Origin of the sequence: Lentzea flava (assembly GCF_014648475.1) — a bacterium.
In the GTDB taxonomy this organism is placed as follows: domain Bacteria; phylum Actinomycetota; class Actinomycetes; order Mycobacteriales; family Pseudonocardiaceae; genus Lentzea; species Lentzea flava.
This window is the reverse complement of the sequence record NZ_BMRE01000081.1, coordinates 1-17,644: the sequence shown is the minus strand read 5'-3', so window position 1 is coordinate 17,644 and position 17,644 is coordinate 1. Positions and strand designations below refer to the sequence as shown.

Genomic DNA, 17,644 nt, shown 5'->3' with positions numbered 1-17,644 from the left:
GTGACTCCAGAAGAGCTGGCCGGCAAGGCCGCGGAAGAGATCCAGAGCCGCACCGGCGTGGCGAAGCACGACATCGCGATCGTGCTCGGCTCCGGCTGGCGGCCCGCCGCCGACGTGATCGGCGAACCGGTCACCGAGATCGGTGTCGGTGAGCTGACGGGCTTCGAGGCGCCGACCGCGCTCGGGCACGGCGGCACCATCCGTTCCGTCGAGGTCGGTGACAAGAAGGTCCTCGTCGTCCTCGGCCGCACCCACGGCTACGAGGGCAAGGGCGTCCAGAAGGTCGTCCACGGCGTGCGCACCGCCGCTGCCGCCGGCGTGTCGACGATCGTGCTGACCAACGCCGCCGGTGGCCTGCGGCAGGGCATGTCCGTCGGGCAGCCCGTGCTGATCTCCGACCACCTCAACCTGACCTCGCTGTCGCCGCTGGTCGGCGCGCGGTTCGTGGACCTCACGGACCTGTACTCGCCGCGGCTGCGCAAGCTGGCGCAGGAGATCGACCCGTCGCTCGAGGAGGGCGTGTACGCGGGGCTGCCCGGCCCGCACTTCGAGACGCCCGCCGAGATCCGGATGCTGCGCACGCTGGGCGCGGACCTGGTCGGCATGTCGACCGTGCACGAGGCCATCGCCGCGCGTGCCGAGGGCGTCGAGGTGTTCGGCCTGTCGCTCGTCACCAACCTCGCGGCGGGCATCACCGGTGAGCCGCTCAACCACCAGGAGGTGCTCGACGCCGGTGCCGCCGCCGCCCAGCGCATGGGCACGCTGCTGCGCGAGCTGGTGGACCGGGCATGAGCCTGACGCCGGCACTGCGTGACGCGACGTTCCGGTGGATCGCCGACGACCCGTCGGAGGCGACTCGAACCGAGCTGCAGGGCGTGTTGGCACGGGCGATGGGCGGCGATCCCGCCGCCCTGGCCGATCTGCAGGACCGGATGGCAGGACCGCTGACGTTCGGCACCGCCGGTCTGCGCGGACCGGTGCGGGCGGGCACGAACGGCATGAACGTCGCCACCGTGGTGCGCACGACCGCTGGTCTGGCGTCGTGGCTCGGGACCACCGGGCTCGTGTTCGTCGGGCGCGACGCCCGGCACGGGTCCGAGGAGTTCGCCACGGCCGCCGCCGAGGTGATGGCGGCGGCGGGCTTCGACGTCCGGGTGCTGCCGGGACCGCTGCCCACGCCGGTGCTGGCGTTCCTGGTGCGCAAGCACGGTGCGGTGGCCGGAATTCAGATCACCGCGTCGCACAACCCGCCCGCGGACAACGGCTACAAGCTCTACCTGGCCGGTGGTTCGCAGATCGTGCCGCCGTCGGACGGCGAGATCGAGAAGGCGATCGAGGCCGTTCCTGCGGCCGTGTCGGTGCCTCGATCCCCTTCGTACTCCACGGTCTCCGAAGCCGAGATCGACGCGTACCTGGAGCGCGTGGCAACGCTGCCGCGCCAGAACGCGCGTGAGTTGAAGATCGCGCTGACGCCGATGCACGGCGTCGGTGGCGCGTTCGCCGTGGAAGCGTTGCGGCGCGCGGGTTTCACCGACGTGCACGTGGTGCGGTCGCAGGCGGTGCCCGACCCGGACTTCCCGACCGTGGTGTTCCCGAACCCCGAGGAGCCCGGCGCGTCCGACGAGCTGCTTTCCCTTGCGGCGTCGGTGGACGCGGACCTGGCGATCGCACTGGACCCCGATGCCGACCGGTGCGCTCTGGGCGTGAAGGACGGCGACACGTGGCGGATGCTGCGCGGCGACGAGACGGGCGTGCTGCTCGGCTCGCTCGTGCTGTCGACCACCGAGTCCGCGGATCCGCTGGTGGCGACGACGATCGTGTCCTCGTCGCTGCTGAAGTCGATCGCCGCCGCGCACGGTGCCCGGTACGCGGAGACGCTGACCGGCTTCAAGTGGCTCGCGCGGGCGGGCGAGGGTCTGGTGTTCGCCTACGAGGAAGCGCTCGGCAACTGCGTCGATCCTGCTTTCGTGGCGGACAAGGACGGCATCTCGGCCGCGGTGGTCGCGGCCGACCTGGCCGCCGGGCTGAAAGCGGCCGGTCGCACGCTGCTGGACGCGCTGGACCAGCTGGCGCTGGACCACGGCCTGCACCTGACCGACCAGGTTTCGTTGCGCTACACCGACCTGTCGCTGATCGGCGCGACGATGGCACGGCTGCGCGCCGAGCCGCCCGCGGACTTCGAGTCGGAAGACCTGCTGCCCGGCGCGGACGTGCTGCGCTGGACCGCGGACGGCGTGCGCGTCATCGTGCGGCCGTCGGGCACCGAGCCGAAGCTCAAGGCGTACCTCGAGGTCGTCGAGCCGGTCACGGACGGACTGGAGTCCGCCCGTGCCTCAGCCCGGCGAAGGCTCGACGTGCTGCGGGAAAGGGTGACCGAGCTGGTCAGCTAGCCAGCGCGATCATCAGGCAGAGCGCGGCAAGAGCGAAACCCCCGCCGGCCACCCAGTAAGCCCTTCTGGTCGGCGGGGCGATCGCGGTGCGACGCCCCTCGGTGACCGCCGCGAGGGCGATCCGCCCGAAGATGTACGCGACCGTGCAGAGCCCCACGCCGAGTCCGAGCAACATCGTGTTGACGTCCCACGGGCTGTGGTCGAACCCCGGCCACAGCGACGCGAAGAGGGGCCCGATGCCGATCATCCCGATGCCGATCGCAAGGCCGAAACCCCAGGTGATGCGGCGCTGACGAGGACTGGTGGTCATAAGGGCGGTGGTCTTCATGGTCCCTCCTGTGTACACCCACTAGGACGTCCGGCCAGCCGCGGGGTTCCGTTTGCAGAGCAACAAGAACGCCTGCGGCCCGCCCTCGTCCACGCCCTTCTGACGTTGCAGGCGCGCCACTTCGTTGAAGCCGGCTTCGGTCGCGTTGCGCACGGTCTCGTCGATGTCGTGCCAGTAGACGTCGAGGTCCACGTCGTGGCCGTACGCGTGGCTCAGGTGCCGCTTCTGGTTACCCAGTTTGAAGGCGTGCAACAGATGTCCGCCGGGTTTGACGACGCGGTGGAACTCCCGCCACGGCACCTCTTCCGCGGGCATGTGCACCGTGGAGTACCAGACGACCGCGCCACCGAGGCTGTCGTCTTCGAGGTCCAGCTTCGTGATGTCGCCCTGCGTGAAGCGCAGGTGCGGGTACAGCCTCCGCGCCTGGCCGAGCATGCCTTCCGACAGGTCGACGCCGAACGCGTCGAGGCCGAGCTCGTGCAGGTGCGCGGTGATGCGTCCGGTGCCGCAGCCGAGGTCGCCGACCGGGCCGTCCGTGAGTTCGGCGAACGCTCGCATGATCGCGGCGTCGAGCGGGCGGCCGGCGTGCGCGTCCGGGATGAGCTCGGCGTAGCTGGCTGCGACGATGTCGTAGGAGGCTCGGGTCACGGGCGTTATGTTGCTCGACGTGTCCAGGTTGTTGATCGTCCACCACACGCCGTCGCCCGCGTTGCAGGCGATGTTCGAGGCCGTCCTCGCAGGCGCGACCACGCCCGAGATCGAGGGCGTCGAGGTGATCAGGAAAGCCGCGTTGTCCACAACCGCTGTGGATGTGCTGGAGGCCGACGGCTATCTGCTGGGCACTCCCGCGAACCTCGGTTACATGAGCGGGGCGTTGAAGCACTTCTTCGACACCGTCTACTACCCGTGCCTGGATTCCACGCGTGGCCGGCCGTTCGGGCTTTACGTGCACGGCAACAACGACACGACGGGCGCGGTGCGCGGCGTGGAGTCGGCCACGACCGGCCTGGGCTGGGAGAAGGCCGCCCAGCACGTGCTCGTCACTGGTGAGCCGTCGAAGGCCGACCTGGAGGCGTGCTGGGAGCTCGGCGCCAGCGTCGCGGCCCAGTTGTCCACATGACCCCGGGGTTGTCCACAGCCACTTGTCCCCACCCTGTGGACAACCCTGGGGATTACTTCGAACGTATGTTCTAGCGACCCACGGCGCTCATGTCCGCGTACCGGTCGCCGGCCACGGCGGAGGCGGGCACGGCGGTCTCGATCGCGGCCAGGTCGTCGGCCGACAGCTCCAGCGACGCCGCGGCGACGTTCTCCTCCAGGTACTTGATCCGCTTCGTGCCCGGGATCGGCACCACGTCGTCGCCCCGGTGCTGCACCCACGCCAGCGCCAGCTGACCGGCCGTGACGCCGCGCTCGGCGGCCAGCGCACGCAAGTCCTCGACCATCTTGAGGTTCGTGTCGAGGTTGGCGCCGGAGAAGCGCGGCTGGGCGACGGCGCGGAAGTCGTCGGAGCCGAAGTCCGCGGCCGACGTGAAGCGGCCGGTCAGCACGCCGCGGCCGAGCGGCGAGTAGGGCACCAGGCCGATGCCCAGCTCACGGGCGGTCGGCACGATCTCCGCCTCGATGTCGCGCGACCACAGCGACCACTCGCTCTGCAGCGCCGTGATCGGGTGCACGGCGTGGGCGCGGCGCAGGGTCTCGGCGCCGGCCTCGGACAGGCCGAGGAAGCGCACCTTGCCCTCGGTCACCAGCTCGGCCATCGCCCCGACGGTCTCCTCGATGGGTGTGTCCGCCGGCACCCGGTGCAGGTAGTACAGGTCGATCACGTCGGTGCCGAGCCGCTTCAACGAGCCCTCGACCGACGCCCGCACGTAGTCGCGGTCGCCGCGGATCGAGCGGGAACCGCCCTCTTCGCGCACGATGCCGAACTTCGTGGCCAGCACGACGTCCGAACGACGGCCCGCGATCGCACGGCCCACCAGCTCCTCGTTCACGTACGGGCCGTACATGTCGGCGGTGTCGAGCAGCGTCACGCCGAGCTCCAGGGCCCGGTGGATCACCGCGATCGACTCCGACTCGTCGCCGGCGCCGTAGAACTCCGACATCCCCATGCAGCCGAGACCCTGCGGCCCGACTTCCAGCTCACCCAGGAAACGGCTCACGCCGTGGCCTCCAAATCACGCTCGACCACCGCGTAGTGGTCGATCTTGTAGTCGAGCACCTCCAGGCACGTCTGCAGCTCCGCGATGCGGGCGCGGACGTCGGCGCGGTGGTCGACGAGAATCTGCTTGCGACGACCTGCCGTCAGGTCGCCCTTGTGCCTGAGCTGCGCGAACTCGCGCATCATCCGGATCGGCATGCCGGTCGTGCGCAGGCGCGTCACGAAGGCCAGCCAGCCGAGGTCTTCGTCCGAGTAGCTGCGGCGACCACCCGAGTCACGCGCGGGCGGGTCGACGAGCCCGATTCGTTCGTAGTAGCGCAGGGTGTCGATGGACAACCCGCTGCGCTGCGCGGCTTGGGCTATCGAGTAACTCACGGACTCGACGCTATGACCTAGAGCGCACTCTAGGTCAAGCGGAATCCTTGGGAAGTCCCCACGCTTCGAGATGGCCGGCCATCTCCGGCACGTCGATCTTGTCCCGGCCCAGGGCGCGCACGAGGTCCAGCGCGTCGTCCTCGTCGGCGTCGATCCAGAAGCCGTTGATGTCGCACATCGTGACGGCGGAGACCCAGCCGAGCCGCCAGTTGCCCTCGACCAGGGGACGGGTTCGCACGATCGAGTCGAGTAAGGCGGAGGACTTCAACCACAGCGTGTCGTAAGCCTCCACGCCGAGAACGGTGGCGCGGGGACGGTACGCCGCCGTGTCCAGCAGACCGATGTCCCGGACGACGAGGTCGCCACCGGTCACGGCCGTGGCCAGCACTAAGAGGTCCCCGGCGTCGAGGTAGGAGATCACGGCACCCAGTTGATCACAGAGGTCTGACAGTTTCAGGAAGATCCGAGCCTATCCAAAAGACCTCGGTAGCGGGGCAGGACTCGCCCGAGCACCTCGCCGAGCTTCTCCTCCTGCTGCATGCGCTGGTAGCGGTCCGCAATCGCGAGACGCACGACTTCCTGCTTGGAGCGACCCTCGGCCTGCGCCAGTTCAGCGAGCCGCAGGTTCTCCTCCTCGGTCAACCGCAAGGTCATCGCCATTCCAGGGACGGTACCAATGTGATACCACTCAGACCAGCGGCCGTTAGGATTGCGTGATGCCCCGGCCCAAGACCCACGATGACGCTCTGCGACGGCGTCTGCTCGAGCGGGCGGGCGAGCTGCTCAGCACCGAGGGCCCCGCCGCGGTGAGCCTGCGCAAGATCGCCACCGACGTCAACACCTCGACCACGGCGGTCTATTCCCTCTTCGGCGGGAAACCGGCGTTGCTCGAGGCGCTCTACGACGAGGCGTTCAACCGGTTCGGGGCCCACCTCACGGCGGTGCCGGTCACCGACGACCCCGCGGAGGACCTGGTCCAGATCGGGCTGGCGTACCGGCGCAGCGCGCTCGCGGACCCGCAGTTCTACTCGGTGCTCTACTCGAAGGTCGTCGAACCGACGAAGGCGATGAGCCGCGCGGCGGGCAGGACGTTCGCACCGGTGATCGACGCGGTGCGGCGCGCGATCGAGCAGAAGGTGTTCCTGGCAGAGGACCCCGAGCAGATCGCGATGTCGATGTGGGGCATCGCGCACGGCCTGGTGAGCCTGGAGCTCAACGGAAACCTGCCGCCCGGCGTCGACGCGGCCGCCACGTACGAACTGGCGTTGCGCGCGCACGGCAGGGGCTGGCTGGCGGAATCCGGGGAGGCGGCCGCCGCGAAACCTCCCCGGACCCGCTGAACTGTCCGATCCGGACAGTCCGTCTACCTCAGGGCGCCATCCAGCGCCTTGATCAGCTCAGCGTCCGCGGTGTCGCCGTCGAGCGACCAGATCATCGCGCCGCCCAACCGGTGTGCGTTGATGAAGCGGGCCTTGCGCTTCATCTCGGTCGCGTCGTCGTAGGTCCACCACGTCGTGCCGTCGTAGATCCACGCGAAGCCCGCGCGCTCGTCGCGGTAGATCTTGAACTTCGGGTCGGCGAGCTTCGGCTTGATGGCGTGGAAGTCCTCGTAGCCCGCCTCGTACGTGGCCGGCGCGGGCGTGCCCGTGCTGAACAGGCCGTTGCGCGTGCCGGGTGCGACGCCGGTCCAGCCGCGGCCGTAGAACGGAACGCCGAGCACCGCCTTCGACCGCGGGGCACCGCGCCGCAGCCACGCGTTGACCGTCACCTCGGAGCTGAACTCGTTCGCCGACGGGTCGCCCTTGGGCACGCGCAATGCGGACTGCTGGTTCGCCTCCGGGTCCCACGCGCCGTGGTAGTCGTAGCCCTGCAGCGTGCCGAAAGTGAGGTAGCAGAACACCTTTCCGACCTCGAAGCCCTTGTCGACCTGCTTCGGGTCGGCCGGGAGGAACGCCGTCAGGTCGCGGTTCCAGCCCATCTGCTTGCGGTACTCGGCCAGCAGCAGCGTGAAGTTCTCGCGGTCCTCGTCGCGCACGACGTTGGGCGGCTCCATGTTGCCGTTGCTGGCAGGCCATTCCCAGTCGAGGTCGACGCCGTCGAAGACGCCCTTCGCGGCACCCTCCGGCAGACCCGGCAGGTTGCCCTTGATCCACATGTCGGTGCACGACTTCACGTGCGCGGCGCGCGACTGCGGCGTCAGCGCGGCGTTGGAGAAGTAGCGCGAGCCGGTCCAGCCGCCGAGCGAGATGTTGATGTGCAGCTTCGGGTACTTCGCCTTGAGCTGCTTGAGCTGGTTGAGGTTGCCCATGAGGGCCTGACCCGGCTCGTCGGCCTTGCCGCTCACGGACTGCTCCGCCGTGTACGGCATCTGCCAGTCGGCCCACGGGTCGGCGCTGACGCACTTGCCGGATTCGTCGAGGAACCCGAAGGCGTAGTTGAGGTGCGTGAGCCGTGCCGCGGCCCCGCTGTCGACCAGGTTCTTCACCCGGAAGTTCCGGCCGTACACGCCCCACTGGATGAAGTACCCGACCGTGCGGGTCTTCGAGTAGCCGTGGTGCCCATTGGTCTCGACATCGGCGTTCGCCGGCACGACGGCCAGCGACGCGGACAGGGCGCCGACCGCAAGGGCGGCGACACCCCATCTCCGTCTGGACATGGTTCTCCTCAATCGGATCGCGGCAGCGGCGATGTGGTCCAGAGCACCATAGGACTGAGGTCTAGACCACTGCTACGTCCGATCGGAGGTATGTCCTAAACCGCCCCGTACAGACGGTCACCGGCATCGCCCAGACCAGGGACGATGAAGCCGGAGTCGTTCAACCGCTCGTCCACGGACGCCGTGATGAGACGCACCGGGAGCTTCGAGTCCTCGAGGTGGTTGATGCCCTCCGGCGCCGCGAGCACGCACACCGCCGTCACGTCGGTCGCACCGCGCTGGGTCAGCAACCGGATCGTGTACGCCATCGAGCCGCCGGTCGCGAGCATCGGGTCGAGCACGAACACCGGGCGTCCTGCGAGGTCCTCCGGCAGCGACTCCATGTACGGCGTGGGCTGCAACGTCTCCTCGTCGCGCGCCAGGCCGACGAACCCCATCTGGGCGTCCGGGATCAGCTTGTGCGCCTGGTCGGCCATGCCCAGACCGGCCCGCAGCACCGGCACGAGCAGCGGCGGGTTCGCGAGCTTGTAGCCCGTGGTCCGCGCGACCGGGGTGTGCGTGCGCTCCTCGGTCAGCGGCGCCTCGCGCATGGCCTCGTAGACCAGCATGACGGTGAGTTCCTGCAGCGCGGCGCGGAAAGCGGCGTTGTCCGTGCGCGCGTCGCGCATGGTTGTGAGTCTCGCCTTGGCGAGTGGATGATCGACGACGAGGACGTCCATGCCGGACACCGTAACCGCTGGGGAGGAGCTGAGGGTGTTCGAAGAGATCTACCGGGAGTCCCGTCAGCGCACCGTGGGACTTGCCATGGGGTTGAGCGCGGAAGACCTGGCCCGTGTAGTGCCCGCGTGTCCGGAGTGGACCGTGCACCAGCTGATCGCACACCTGGCCGGGGTCGCCGCCGACTTCGCCTCCGGCAGGGTGGAGGGCTCGCCGGGAGAGGAGTGGACAGCGCGGCACGTCGCCGAACGCGAGGACGTGCCGGCGCTCGACCTGCTGGAGCAGTGGAACGCGGACAGCGACACGTTCGACAAGATCCCCGCCCAGATGGCGATGGACGCGCTCACGCACGAAGCCGACCTGCGCGCGGTTCTCGGCCGCGAGCGGCTTCCCGACCACCCGTGGCAGACGACCCTCACCGGCATCGTCACGCGCTACCTCACCGACCTGACCGTCAAGACGGAGTTCGGCGTCATCGGCGAGGGACCGGTCGTGCTGGAGGTCGACGGCTACGAGCTGTGGCGCGCGTTCTTCGGCAGGCGCTCGCGCAGGCAGATGGAGGCCTGGGGGTGGTCGCGGCCGTACCCGGTCGAGCAGGCGACGTTCTTCCCGCCGCGGGACACCGACCTGGTGGAGTGAACGCCGTTAACTGAAGGGTGTAGGGTCGGCCGGGTGAGCGACCACGTGCGCATCGGAGTGCTCGGCGCGGCCATGATCACGCCCGCCGCCGTCATCCGCCCGGCCCGTTCCTCGACCGTCGCCGAGGTGGTGGCGATCGCCGCTCGCTCGGCCACCCGAGCCCGGGCCTTCGCCGACAAGCACGGCATTCCGCGCGTGCACGGCTCCTACGAGGAGCTGCTGGCAGACCCGGCCGTGGACGCCGTCTACAACCCTCTGCCCAACGGCCTGCACGGCAAGTGGACGCTCGCCGCACTGGAAGCCGGCAAGCACGTGCTGTGCGAGAAGCCGTTCACGGCCAACGCGGCCGAAGCGGCGACCGTGGCGGCTGCCGCAAACGCTTCCGGGCTCGTCGTCATGGAGGCGTTCCACTACCGCTACCACCCGCTGGCCGTGCGCGTGGACGAGATCATGCGGTCCGGCGTGCTGGGTCCGTTGCGGCACGTGGAGGCGAGCGTGTGCTTCCCGCTGCCGGTGTTCTCCAACATCCGCTACGACTACTCGCTCGCGGGCGGCGCGATGATGGACGCGGGTTGCTACGCCGTGCACATGGCCCGGTTGCTGGGCGGCGAGGAGCCCGAGGTCCGTTCCGCACGGGCGTTGCTGCGCGGGCCCTCGATCGACCGCGCGATGCGCGCCTCGTTGCGCTTCCCCTCCGGTCACACGGGTTCCGTGCACGCGTCGATGTGGTCGTCGACGGTGTTCAAGCTGTCGATGAAGGCCATCGGCGAGAACGGCACGCTGAGCGTCTTCAACCCGCTCGGGCCGCAGACGTTCCACCGGTTGTCGTTGCGGCTCAAGAACAGGAGCTCCGCCGAGACGTTCGGACGGCGCGCGACGTACGCCTACCAGCTCGACGCGTTCACCGACGCCGTGCTGCACGGCAAGCCGTTCCCGACGACCGCGGACGACGCGGTGAAGAACATGACGGCGATCGACTCGATCTACCGGGCGGCCGGCCTGCCGGTGCGCCAGCCGACCGCGTGACCCGGTGAGGTCCGAAGAGGACGAACCCGTTCCGCCGACGCCACCCGATTCGGTGGCCGCGCAACCCGATCCGGGAGTAAAGAATCGACATAGCGACTCCGAAGTGTCTCGTAACCAGTTGAGACGCGGAGGTGCGTGCGGTGACCATCGAGCAGAAGCCCGTCCAGCAGTTGTGTGAATCCCCGCTGGTCATCTTGGGTGTATCGGCGTCACTCGCGGTGCTGATCGGCGTGCTGCCGATGCTCTGGGGCCACAGCCCCGCACTCGCCGCGGGCCTCGCCGGCCTGCTCGTTCTGGCCTTCGCGATCACCGTCAAGTACGCACCGAACCGCAAGTAGGAGTTCTAGACTCGATCGGGTGAGCGACGAGCTGGTACCAGCCGACCAGAGTCACCTGCGCGCCTCGGACGCGGACCGGGAACGGATCGCCCAGGTGCTGCACAAGGCGACCGCCGAGGGCCGTCTCGACATCCACGAGCTGGACGAGCGGCTCGCGGCCGTCTACGCCGCGAAGACCTACGGCGAACTCGCTCCCATCACGGCCGACCTGGTGCTGAGCGGCCTGCCCCAGCCCCCTGCCGTGCCGCAGCACCAACCGGCCGTGAGCGACCGCATCGGCGGCGAGCCGGGCAGCGCGGTGTCGATCGCGTTCTGGTCGGGCGTCAACCGCAGGGGCCAGTGGGTCGTCCCGCGCGTGCACAACGCCGTCGCGATCATGGGCGGCATCGAGATCGACCTGACGCACGCGAGCTTCGCCGAGGCCGAGGTGACCATCAGCGTGTTCGCGTTCTGGGGCGGGGTCGAGATCCGCGTGCCGGACGACATCAACGTCAAGGTCGACGGGTTCGGGTTCATGGGCGCGTTCGAGGACAGGGCGCCGGGACGGCGGCACATTCCCGGTGCGCCGACCGTGCGGATCACCGGGCTCGCGATCATGGGTGGCGTGGAGGTCAAGGGGCCCAAGCGCAAGAAGTCCAGCATCCTGCGCGAACTCCTCGACTGATGCTGCTGATCGAACTGCTCGACCGGGCAGGACGCGAGGGCGCGGTCGTCGTCCTGAAGATCGACGGCCAGCGCGATCGCCGGCGGTGGACCGTGGTCGTCTCCCACGCCGAGCCGGAACTGGCGCACCGAGGCGATTTCGAGCGCGTCGACCAGGCGGTGGACCACCTGCGGACGTGGCTCGCGCAGCTGCCGGGCGACTGGTCGTGGCTGGACGAGCCCGTCGAGGATCTCGACCTGCTCGGCTGAACGACTTCCGCTGAACGCGGCGGCCGGTTACCCTCCTGCGACCGCATGCCGTCCCCCCGCGAAGGTCATGACGACTCCCTCTGACAGACCCGTTTTCGTTGATCCGAGCGGCCGTCGCCGCAAGGTGATGCGCATCGCCATCGGCACTGTTGCCGCTGGTGTAGTGGCATATCTGGTGTTGCTCGTCGTCGCGCTCGCCGGTGGTCCGGTGAAGCCGGCAACGCTGTTACCGATCCCAGAGGCCGACGTGCCCACCCTCGTCAGCACGACGACGGACACCCCGGCTTCGTCACCGGAAGCAACATCGTTGCCACGCAACGAAACCGCGACCACCACGACGGCCACCACGACAGCGGCTCCCGTGACGGACGCCACCACGACGACCACCACGACGACCGAGCCCGGCAACAAGCGGACCGATCCGCCCGGCTCGTCGAACCGGCCGAGCAACCCCGGCCAGGGCGGCAAGCCGTGAGGCCGCAGCCGCGGGCGCACTGGGTGCTGCTGGCACTGGGCATGGTGGTGCTGCTCGGTGCGCTGTTGCTGGACACGTTCGTCGTCGGGCACGTCGGGCAGGGCGCCCAGCCGACGGCGGGGCCCGCGGGCACCGTGCCGGAGACCGTCCACCAGGGCGGGCCGCTGATCGGCGACACCGGGTCCGGGCTCAGCTCCCGCGCCACGCCGGACCGCACGGTGGTGCTGACGTTCGACGACGGACCGGATCCCGAGTGGACGCCGAAGATCCTCGACGTGTTGCGGCGCAACGGGGTCAAGGCGACGTTCTTCGTCACCGGCGCGGCCGCCGCGCAGCACCAGGACGTGCTCGCGCGGATCGACGCCGAGGGCCACGAGGTGGGGCTGCACACGTTCACGCACGTCGACCTCGGCAAGGTCGACGAGACGCGCGCCCGGCTCGAGCTCGGGCAGACCGGGCTCGTCGTCGCGAGCGGCACCGGGAAGTCGAGCCGGCTCGTGCGGCCGCCGTACTCGAACCGGCCGGACGCCGTCGACGACGAGGACCTGGTCGGCATCGAGCGGATCACGGCGGCAGGAGACCTCGCGCTGCTCTCCGACCTCGACAGCGAGGACTGGCGCAGGCCCGGCGTGGACACCGTGCTCGCGAACGCCACGCCGAAGGACGACAAGGGCGCCGTGGTGCTGATGCACGACGGCGGCGGCGACAGGTCCCAAACCGTTGCGGCGCTGGAGAAGCTGATCCCGGCGTTGAAGGAGCGCGGGTTCACGTTCCAGACCACCAGCGGGGCGTTCGGGATCTCGCAGGCCACCGCACCGGCCACCGCGACGGAACGCGCCCAGGGCACGGCCGTGTCGCTCGCCGTGCGGTTCTCGCGGTTCGTCACCGAGCTGCTGACGTGGCTCGTCGTCATCTCCAGCGCGCTTGCACTGGCCCGCGCGGCAGTTCTGCTGGTGACGACCGCGATCCACGCGCGGCGCAAGCCCGGCAAGCACGCGCCGCGGCTGGAACCGCAGATGGTGACCGTGCTGGTGCCCGCCTACAACGAGGAAGCGGGCATCGAGGCCACCGTCCGCACGATTCTCGCCAGCACGACGCCGGTGCACGTGATCGTGATCGACGACGGGTCCACCGACCGCACGTCGGAGGTGGTGAAGAGCCTCCACCTGCCCAACGTTTCCCTGGTGCGGCAGAAGAACGCGGGCAAGGCCGCGGCGCTGAACACCGGCCTGCGGCACACCCGCACCGAGCTCGTCGTGATGGTCGACGGCGACACCGTGCTGGAACCGGAGACCGTCGGGAACCTCGTGCAGCCGTTCGCCGACCACGCGGTCGGAGCGGTGTCGGGCAACGCCAAGGTGGGCAACCGGTCCGGGATTCTCGGGCGCTGGCAGCACATCGAGTACGTGATCGGCTTCAACCTCGACCGCAGGATGTACGACGTCATGCAGTGCATGCCGACGGTGCCCGGCGCGGTCGGCGGCTTCCGGGTCAGCGCGTTGCGCGAGGTCGGTGGCGTGCCGGAGGACACGCTGGCCGAGGACACCGACCTGACGATGGCGCTGGAACGCGCCGGGTGGTCGGTGGTCTACCAGGAGTCGGCGCGGGCGTGGACCGAGGCGCCGGCGAGCCTCGGGCAGCTGTGGCGGCAGCGCTACCGGTGGTGCTACGGCACGTTGCAGGCGATGTGGAAGCACCGCGGCGCGGTCTTCGAACGCGGCATGGGCGGCAAGCTCGGCCGCCGGGCGCTGCCGTACCTGTTCCTCTACCAGGTCGCGCTGCCCGTGCTGGCGCCGGCGATCGACGTGTTCGCGGTGCTGAGCCTCTGGACGGATCCCGCCCGCGGTGCCTTGGCCTGGCTCGGCTTCCTGGCGCTGCAGCTGGTCCCCGCGGTGATCGCGTTCCGGCTCGACGGCGAACGACTGCGGCCGCTGTGGGCCGTCGCGTTGCAGCCGATCGTCTACCGGCAGCTCATGTACCTCGTCGTCATCCAGTCCGTGATCACGGCGATGGCCGGTGCGGTGCTGCCGTGGCAGAAGCTCAAGCGCACGGGCAGTGCCGCGCAGAACGCTCCGGAGATCGACGAGACCACGGTGCCGCTGTACCGCGCGAACCTGCGTCCGCCCCGCGGTCCCGTCCGCCCGCCGGGCACCGGTGGTCCCACAGGTCGAGGGCAGGCACGTCCTGGCCGCGCGCCCGGCAGAACCGGCACTCGATCCGCTCCTCGCGACAGGGCCTGACCTGCGCAAACGGCTTCACTTAGGACGGGCGTCCCATTCCGCCTAGACTCCGGGTCATGGCTGCTCCAACGACACTGCCGTCGGCCCTGGCTGACGCCGTGCGCGACGAATCGTCGCTGCGGCGCTTCCTCCACGGGCTCCCCGGCGTCGACCAGGTCGGCGTCGAGCAACGAGCCGCGGGCCTCGGCACGCGGAGCATCAAGAAGGCCGCCAAGCTGCACGCCATCGACCTGGCGATCAGCATGGTCGACCTCACCACGCTGGAAGGCGCGGACACGCCCGGCAAGGTGCGCAGCCTCGCCGCCAAGGCGAAGCGGCCCGACCCGGAGCGGCCGGACGTGCCGCAGGTCGCCGCGGTGTGCGTCTACCCGGACATGGTGAAGACGGCTGCCGACGAGCTGAAGGGCACCGGGATCAACGTCGCCAGCGTCGCGACGGCGTTCCCCAGCGGGCGCAGCACGATGGACATCAAGCTGGCCGACACCCGGTTCGCCGTCGAGCAGGGCGCGAGCGAGGTCGACATGGTGATCGACCGCGGCGCGTTCCTCTCCGGCCGGTACGGGCAGGTGTTCGAGGAGATCGTCAAGGTCAAACAGGCCTGCGGGGACGCGCACCTCAAGGTCATCCTGGAGACCGGCGAGCTCGTGACGTACGACAACGTGCGCCGCGCGTCCTGGCTCGCGCTGCTCGCCGGTGGCGACTTCATCAAGACGTCGACCGGCAAGGTGCAGCCCGCCGCGACGTTGCCGGTCACGCACGTGATGCTGCAGGCGGTCAGGGACTGGAAGACCCAGACCGGTGAGCTGCGCGGGGTGAAGCCAGCGGGCGGCATCCGCAGCACCAAGGACGCGATCAAGTACCTGGTGGCCGTGCACGAGGTGGCCGGGCCGGAGTGGCTCGACCCGCACCTCTTCCGGTTCGGCGCGTCGACGTTGCTGAACGACCTGCTCATGCAGCGGCGGACCCAGTTGGACGGCCACTACAGCGGCCCGGACTACGTGACGGTGGACTGAAGACATGTGGGAATACGCCCCCGCGCCCGAGTCGCGGGACATCGCGAACCTCAAGCCGAACTACCGGATGTTCGTCGACGGCAAGTTCGTCGAGGGCACCGGCGAGCCGCTCAAGACCATCAACCCGGCCACCGAAGAGGTGCTCGCCGAGGTCTCCACGGCGTCCGCGTCCGATGTGGACAGTGCGGTGAAGGCCGCCCGCAAGGCCTACGACCGCGTGTGGTCGAAGATGCCCGGCAGCGAGCGGGCCAAGTACATCTACCGGATCGCGCGGCAGATCCAGGAACGCGCGCGTGAGCTCGCGGTGCTGGAGTCGCTCGACAACGGCAAGCCGATCAAGGAGTCGCGCGACGTCGACGTGCCGACGGCCGCCGCGCACTTCTTCTACCACGCGGGCTGGGCGGACAAGCTCTCCTACGCGGGCTACGGGCCGGACCCGAAGCCGCTGGGCGTCGCGGGACAGGTGATCCCGTGGAACTTCCCGCTGCTGATGGCCGCGTGGAAGATCGCTCCGGCGCTGGCGTGCGGCAACACCGTCGTGCTGAAGCCGGCCGAGACCACGCCGCTGACCGCGTTGGTGCTGGCCGACATCATCCAGCAGTGCGACCTGCCGCCGGGCGTCGTCAACATCATCCCCGGCGCCGGTGACGTCGGTGCGGCGCTCGTCGGGCACGACGACGTCAACAAGGTGGCGTTCACCGGGTCGACCGAGGTCGGCAAGATCATTCAGCGGCAGCTCGCTGGCACGAACAAGAAGCTGACGCTGGAGCTGGGCGGCAAGGCCGCGAACATCGTGTTCGACGACGCGCCGCTCGACCAGGCCGTCGAGGGCATCGTCAACGGCATCTTCTTCAACCAGGGCCACGTCTGCTGCGCAGGATCCCGCCTGCTGGTGCAGGAATCCGTCGCCGACGAGCTGCTGGAGAAGCTGCACGCGCGGGTGTCCACGCTGCGCGTCGGCGACCCGCTGGACAAGAACACCGACGTCGGTGCGATCAACTCGCGCGAACAGCTCGCCAAGATCAAGGAGCTGACCGAGTCCGGCGAGGCCGAGGGCGCCCAGCGGTGGACGTCGTCGTGCCCGTTGCCGGACAAGGGTTTCTTCTTCGCCCCGACGGTGTTCTCCAACGTGTCGCAGGCGATGCGGATCGCCCGCGAGGAGATCTTCGGCCCGGTGCTGTCGGTGCTGACGTTCCGCACGCCCGACGAGGCCGTGGCCAAGGCGAACAACACGCCGTACGGCCTGTCCGCCGGTGTCTGGACGGAGAAGGGCTCGCGGATTCTCTGGATGGCGCAGCGGATGCGCGCCGGCGTGGTGTGGTCCAACACGTTCAACCGCTTCGACCCGGCCGCGCCGTTCGGCGGGTACCAGGAGTCGGGCTTCGGCCGTGAGGGCGGCCGCACCGGTCTGGAGGCCTACCTCGATGTCTGATCGCGTCTCGGTCGCGAAGACCTACAAGCTCTACATCGGCGGTGCGTTCCCGCGCTCCGAGTCGGGTCGCAGCTACCCGGTGACCGATTCGAAGGGCGGCTTCCTCGCCAACGCCGCGCAGGGCTCCCGCAAGGACGCCCGTGACGCGGTCGCCGCCGCCCGCAAGGCCTTCCCCGGCTGGTCCGGTGCCACGGCCTACAACCGCGGCCAGGTGCTGTACCGGGTGGCCGAGGTGCTGGAGGGCCGCCGCGAGCAGTTCATCACCGAGGTCGCGGCCTCCGAGGGCGTGCCGCTGAAGAAGGCGCAGTCCCTCGTGGACGCCGCGATCGACCGCTGGGTCTGGTACGCGGGCTGGACGGACAAGATCGCGGCCGTGCTGGGTTCCTCGAACCCCGTGGCGGGGCCGTACTTCTCGTTCTCGACGCCCGAGCCGACGGGTGTGGTCGCGGTGCTCGCGCCGCAGCAGTCGTCGTTGCTGGGCCTGGTGTCCGTGATCGCGCCGGTGATCGCGTCCGGCAACACCTGCGTGGTCATCACCTCGCAGGACCGCCCGCTGCCCGCGATCACGCTGTCCGAGGTGCTCGCCACGTCGGACGTGCCGGGTGGCGTCGTCAACATCATCACCGGCCGCACCGCGGAGATCGCGCCGTGGCTCGCGTCGCACGCCGACGTGAACGCGCTCGACCTCACCGGCGCGCCCGAGTCGTTGCGCGCCGACCTGGAGCGCTCGGCGGCCGGCACGGTGAAGCGCGTGCTGCGCAACAAGGCGAGCGAGGACTTCACCCAGGTTCCCGACCTGTCGCGCCTCCGCGCCTACCTCGAAACGAAGACCGTCTGGCACCCGATGGGCGTCTGACCTGAAACGATGAACGGCGCTTTTGTGCACCTGGTGTTTTAACCAGGGGGCTGTTGATCTTTGACATGGGCACGGCCACCGCTTGA

Annotated in this window: 22 protein-coding genes; 14 read left to right on the top strand and 8 right to left on the bottom strand. The window is 69.6% G+C overall.

The features are described 5' to 3' along the window. Together IEZ09_RS42815 and IEZ09_RS42810 are read left to right on the top strand one after the other, a co-directional pair. A complete protein-coding gene (locus IEZ09_RS42815) occupies window positions 1–792 on the top strand; it encodes a purine-nucleoside phosphorylase (protein ID WP_189259592.1) in 792 nt (263 codons plus the stop codon). After that, complete coding sequence (locus IEZ09_RS42810; RefSeq protein ID WP_189259591.1) at window positions 789–2,390, top strand: phospho-sugar mutase; 1,602 nt, start codon at window positions 789–791, stop codon at window positions 2,388–2,390. Before IEZ09_RS42815 ends, IEZ09_RS42810 begins: the two co-directional genes overlap by 4 nt. Here the strand turns inward: IEZ09_RS42810 and IEZ09_RS42805 are convergent. After that, window positions 2,383–2,718 carry a hypothetical protein gene (locus IEZ09_RS42805; RefSeq protein ID WP_229813447.1) on the bottom strand — a complete coding sequence of 112 codons (336 nt, stop codon included), beginning with the start codon at window positions 2,716–2,718 and terminating at the stop codon, window positions 2,383–2,385. The two genes, IEZ09_RS42810 and IEZ09_RS42805, sit on opposite strands and share 8 nt — an antisense overlap. A 21-nt stretch (window positions 2,719–2,739) precedes the next feature. Next, window positions 2,740–3,366 (bottom strand): class I SAM-dependent methyltransferase, encoded by a 627-nt coding sequence (locus tag IEZ09_RS42800; RefSeq protein WP_229813446.1) that lies wholly within the window; start codon window positions 3,364–3,366, stop codon window positions 2,740–2,742. Window positions 3,367–3,385: 19 nt separating this feature from the next. Between IEZ09_RS42800 and IEZ09_RS42795 the strand changes: the two genes are divergently transcribed. Then, window positions 3,386–3,838 carry a flavodoxin family protein gene (locus IEZ09_RS42795; RefSeq protein ID WP_189259590.1) on the top strand — a complete coding sequence of 151 codons (453 nt, stop codon included), beginning with the start codon at window positions 3,386–3,388 and terminating at the stop codon, window positions 3,836–3,838. Between the two features lie 70 nt (window positions 3,839–3,908). On the opposite strand, the gene IEZ09_RS42790 is transcribed toward IEZ09_RS42795, so the two are convergent. The 4 genes from IEZ09_RS42790 to IEZ09_RS42775 are packed head-to-tail and all read right to left on the bottom strand — an operon-like array spanning window position 3,909 to window position 5,914. After that, entirely contained in the window at window positions 3,909–4,829 is a 921-nt protein-coding gene (locus IEZ09_RS42790; RefSeq protein WP_189259600.1) for an aldo/keto reductase, read from the bottom strand. A 47-nt stretch (window positions 4,830–4,876) separates the two neighbouring features. Then, window positions 4,877–5,254, bottom strand: a complete 378-nt coding sequence (locus IEZ09_RS42785; RefSeq protein ID WP_189259589.1) for a MerR family transcriptional regulator — start codon at window positions 5,252–5,254, stop codon at window positions 4,877–4,879. A 34-nt stretch (window positions 5,255–5,288) separates the two neighbouring features. Continuing rightward, window positions 5,289–5,675 carry a type II toxin-antitoxin system death-on-curing family toxin gene (locus IEZ09_RS42780; RefSeq protein WP_189259588.1) on the bottom strand — a complete coding sequence of 129 codons (387 nt, stop codon included), beginning with the start codon at window positions 5,673–5,675 and terminating at the stop codon, window positions 5,289–5,291. A 32-nt stretch (window positions 5,676–5,707) separates the two neighbouring features. After that, window positions 5,708–5,914 carry a ribbon-helix-helix protein, CopG family gene (locus IEZ09_RS42775; RefSeq protein ID WP_189259587.1) on the bottom strand — a complete coding sequence of 69 codons (207 nt, stop codon included), beginning with the start codon at window positions 5,912–5,914 and terminating at the stop codon, window positions 5,708–5,710. 56 nt (window positions 5,915–5,970) lie between these two features. Between IEZ09_RS42775 and IEZ09_RS42770 the strand changes: the two genes are divergently transcribed. Further along, window positions 5,971–6,594, top strand: a complete 624-nt coding sequence (locus IEZ09_RS42770) for a TetR/AcrR family transcriptional regulator (protein ID WP_189259586.1) — start codon at window positions 5,971–5,973, stop codon at window positions 6,592–6,594. Window positions 6,595–6,617: 23 nt separating this feature from the next. Here IEZ09_RS42770 and IEZ09_RS42765 read toward each other — a convergent pair whose 3' ends face one another. Both IEZ09_RS42765 and upp read right to left on the bottom strand, forming a co-directional pair. Beyond that, window positions 6,618–7,910 carry a glycoside hydrolase family 18 protein gene (locus tag IEZ09_RS42765; RefSeq protein WP_189259585.1) on the bottom strand — a complete coding sequence of 431 codons (1,293 nt, stop codon included), beginning with the start codon at window positions 7,908–7,910 and terminating at the stop codon, window positions 6,618–6,620. Window positions 7,911–8,005: 95 nt separating this feature from the next. After that, the gene (gene upp, locus IEZ09_RS42760; RefSeq protein WP_189259584.1) at window positions 8,006–8,629 is read right to left on the bottom strand and encodes a uracil phosphoribosyltransferase; all 624 of its coding nucleotides are present in this window, start codon (window positions 8,627–8,629) and stop codon (window positions 8,006–8,008) included. Between upp and IEZ09_RS42755 the strand changes: the two genes are divergently transcribed. The 10 genes from IEZ09_RS42755 (at window position 8,628) to IEZ09_RS42710 (ending at window position 17,558) form a co-directional block, all read left to right on the top strand. Then, a complete protein-coding gene (locus IEZ09_RS42755) occupies window positions 8,628–9,266 on the top strand; it encodes a maleylpyruvate isomerase N-terminal domain-containing protein (RefSeq protein ID WP_189259583.1) in 639 nt (212 codons plus the stop codon). The genes upp and IEZ09_RS42755 overlap by 2 nt on opposite strands. 33 nt (window positions 9,267–9,299) lie before the next feature. After that, complete coding sequence (locus IEZ09_RS42750) at window positions 9,300–10,292, top strand: Gfo/Idh/MocA family protein (RefSeq protein WP_189259582.1); 993 nt, start codon at window positions 9,300–9,302, stop codon at window positions 10,290–10,292. 140 nt (window positions 10,293–10,432) lie between these two features. Next, window positions 10,433–10,630, top strand: a complete 198-nt coding sequence (locus IEZ09_RS42745; RefSeq protein ID WP_189259581.1) for a hypothetical protein — start codon at window positions 10,433–10,435, stop codon at window positions 10,628–10,630. A 19-nt stretch (window positions 10,631–10,649) separates the two neighbouring features. Continuing rightward, entirely contained in the window at window positions 10,650–11,294 is a 645-nt protein-coding gene (locus IEZ09_RS42740; protein WP_229813445.1) for a DUF1707 SHOCT-like domain-containing protein, read from the top strand. Then, the gene (locus IEZ09_RS42735; protein WP_189259580.1) at window positions 11,294–11,542 is read left to right on the top strand and encodes a hypothetical protein; all 249 of its coding nucleotides are present in this window, start codon (window positions 11,294–11,296) and stop codon (window positions 11,540–11,542) included. Before IEZ09_RS42740 ends, IEZ09_RS42735 begins: the two co-directional genes overlap by 1 nt. A 127-nt stretch (window positions 11,543–11,669) precedes the next feature. Then, window positions 11,670–12,017: a hypothetical protein gene (locus IEZ09_RS42730; RefSeq protein ID WP_189259579.1), complete on the top strand. Its 348-nt coding sequence runs from the start codon at window positions 11,670–11,672 to the stop codon at window positions 12,015–12,017. Next, window positions 12,014–14,257 carry a bifunctional polysaccharide deacetylase/glycosyltransferase family 2 protein gene (locus IEZ09_RS42725; RefSeq protein WP_229813444.1) on the top strand — a complete coding sequence of 748 codons (2,244 nt, stop codon included), beginning with the start codon at window positions 12,014–12,016 and terminating at the stop codon, window positions 14,255–14,257. The genes IEZ09_RS42730 and IEZ09_RS42725 overlap by 4 nt, the downstream gene beginning before the upstream one ends. A 56-nt stretch (window positions 14,258–14,313) precedes the next feature. Continuing rightward, window positions 14,314–15,270: a deoxyribose-phosphate aldolase gene (gene deoC / locus IEZ09_RS42720; protein WP_189259578.1), complete on the top strand. Its 957-nt coding sequence runs from the start codon at window positions 14,314–14,316 to the stop codon at window positions 15,268–15,270. Between the two features lie 4 nt (window positions 15,271–15,274). Next, window positions 15,275–16,702: an aldehyde dehydrogenase family protein gene (locus IEZ09_RS42715; protein WP_189259577.1), complete on the top strand. Its 1,428-nt coding sequence runs from the start codon at window positions 15,275–15,277 to the stop codon at window positions 16,700–16,702. Then, on the top strand, window positions 16,695–17,558 hold the full coding sequence (locus tag IEZ09_RS42710; protein WP_189259576.1) for an aldehyde dehydrogenase family protein: 864 nt from the start codon (window positions 16,695–16,697) through the stop codon (window positions 17,556–17,558). The genes IEZ09_RS42715 and IEZ09_RS42710 overlap by 8 nt, the downstream gene beginning before the upstream one ends. The last annotated feature ends 86 nt before the right edge of the window (window positions 17,559–17,644 follow it).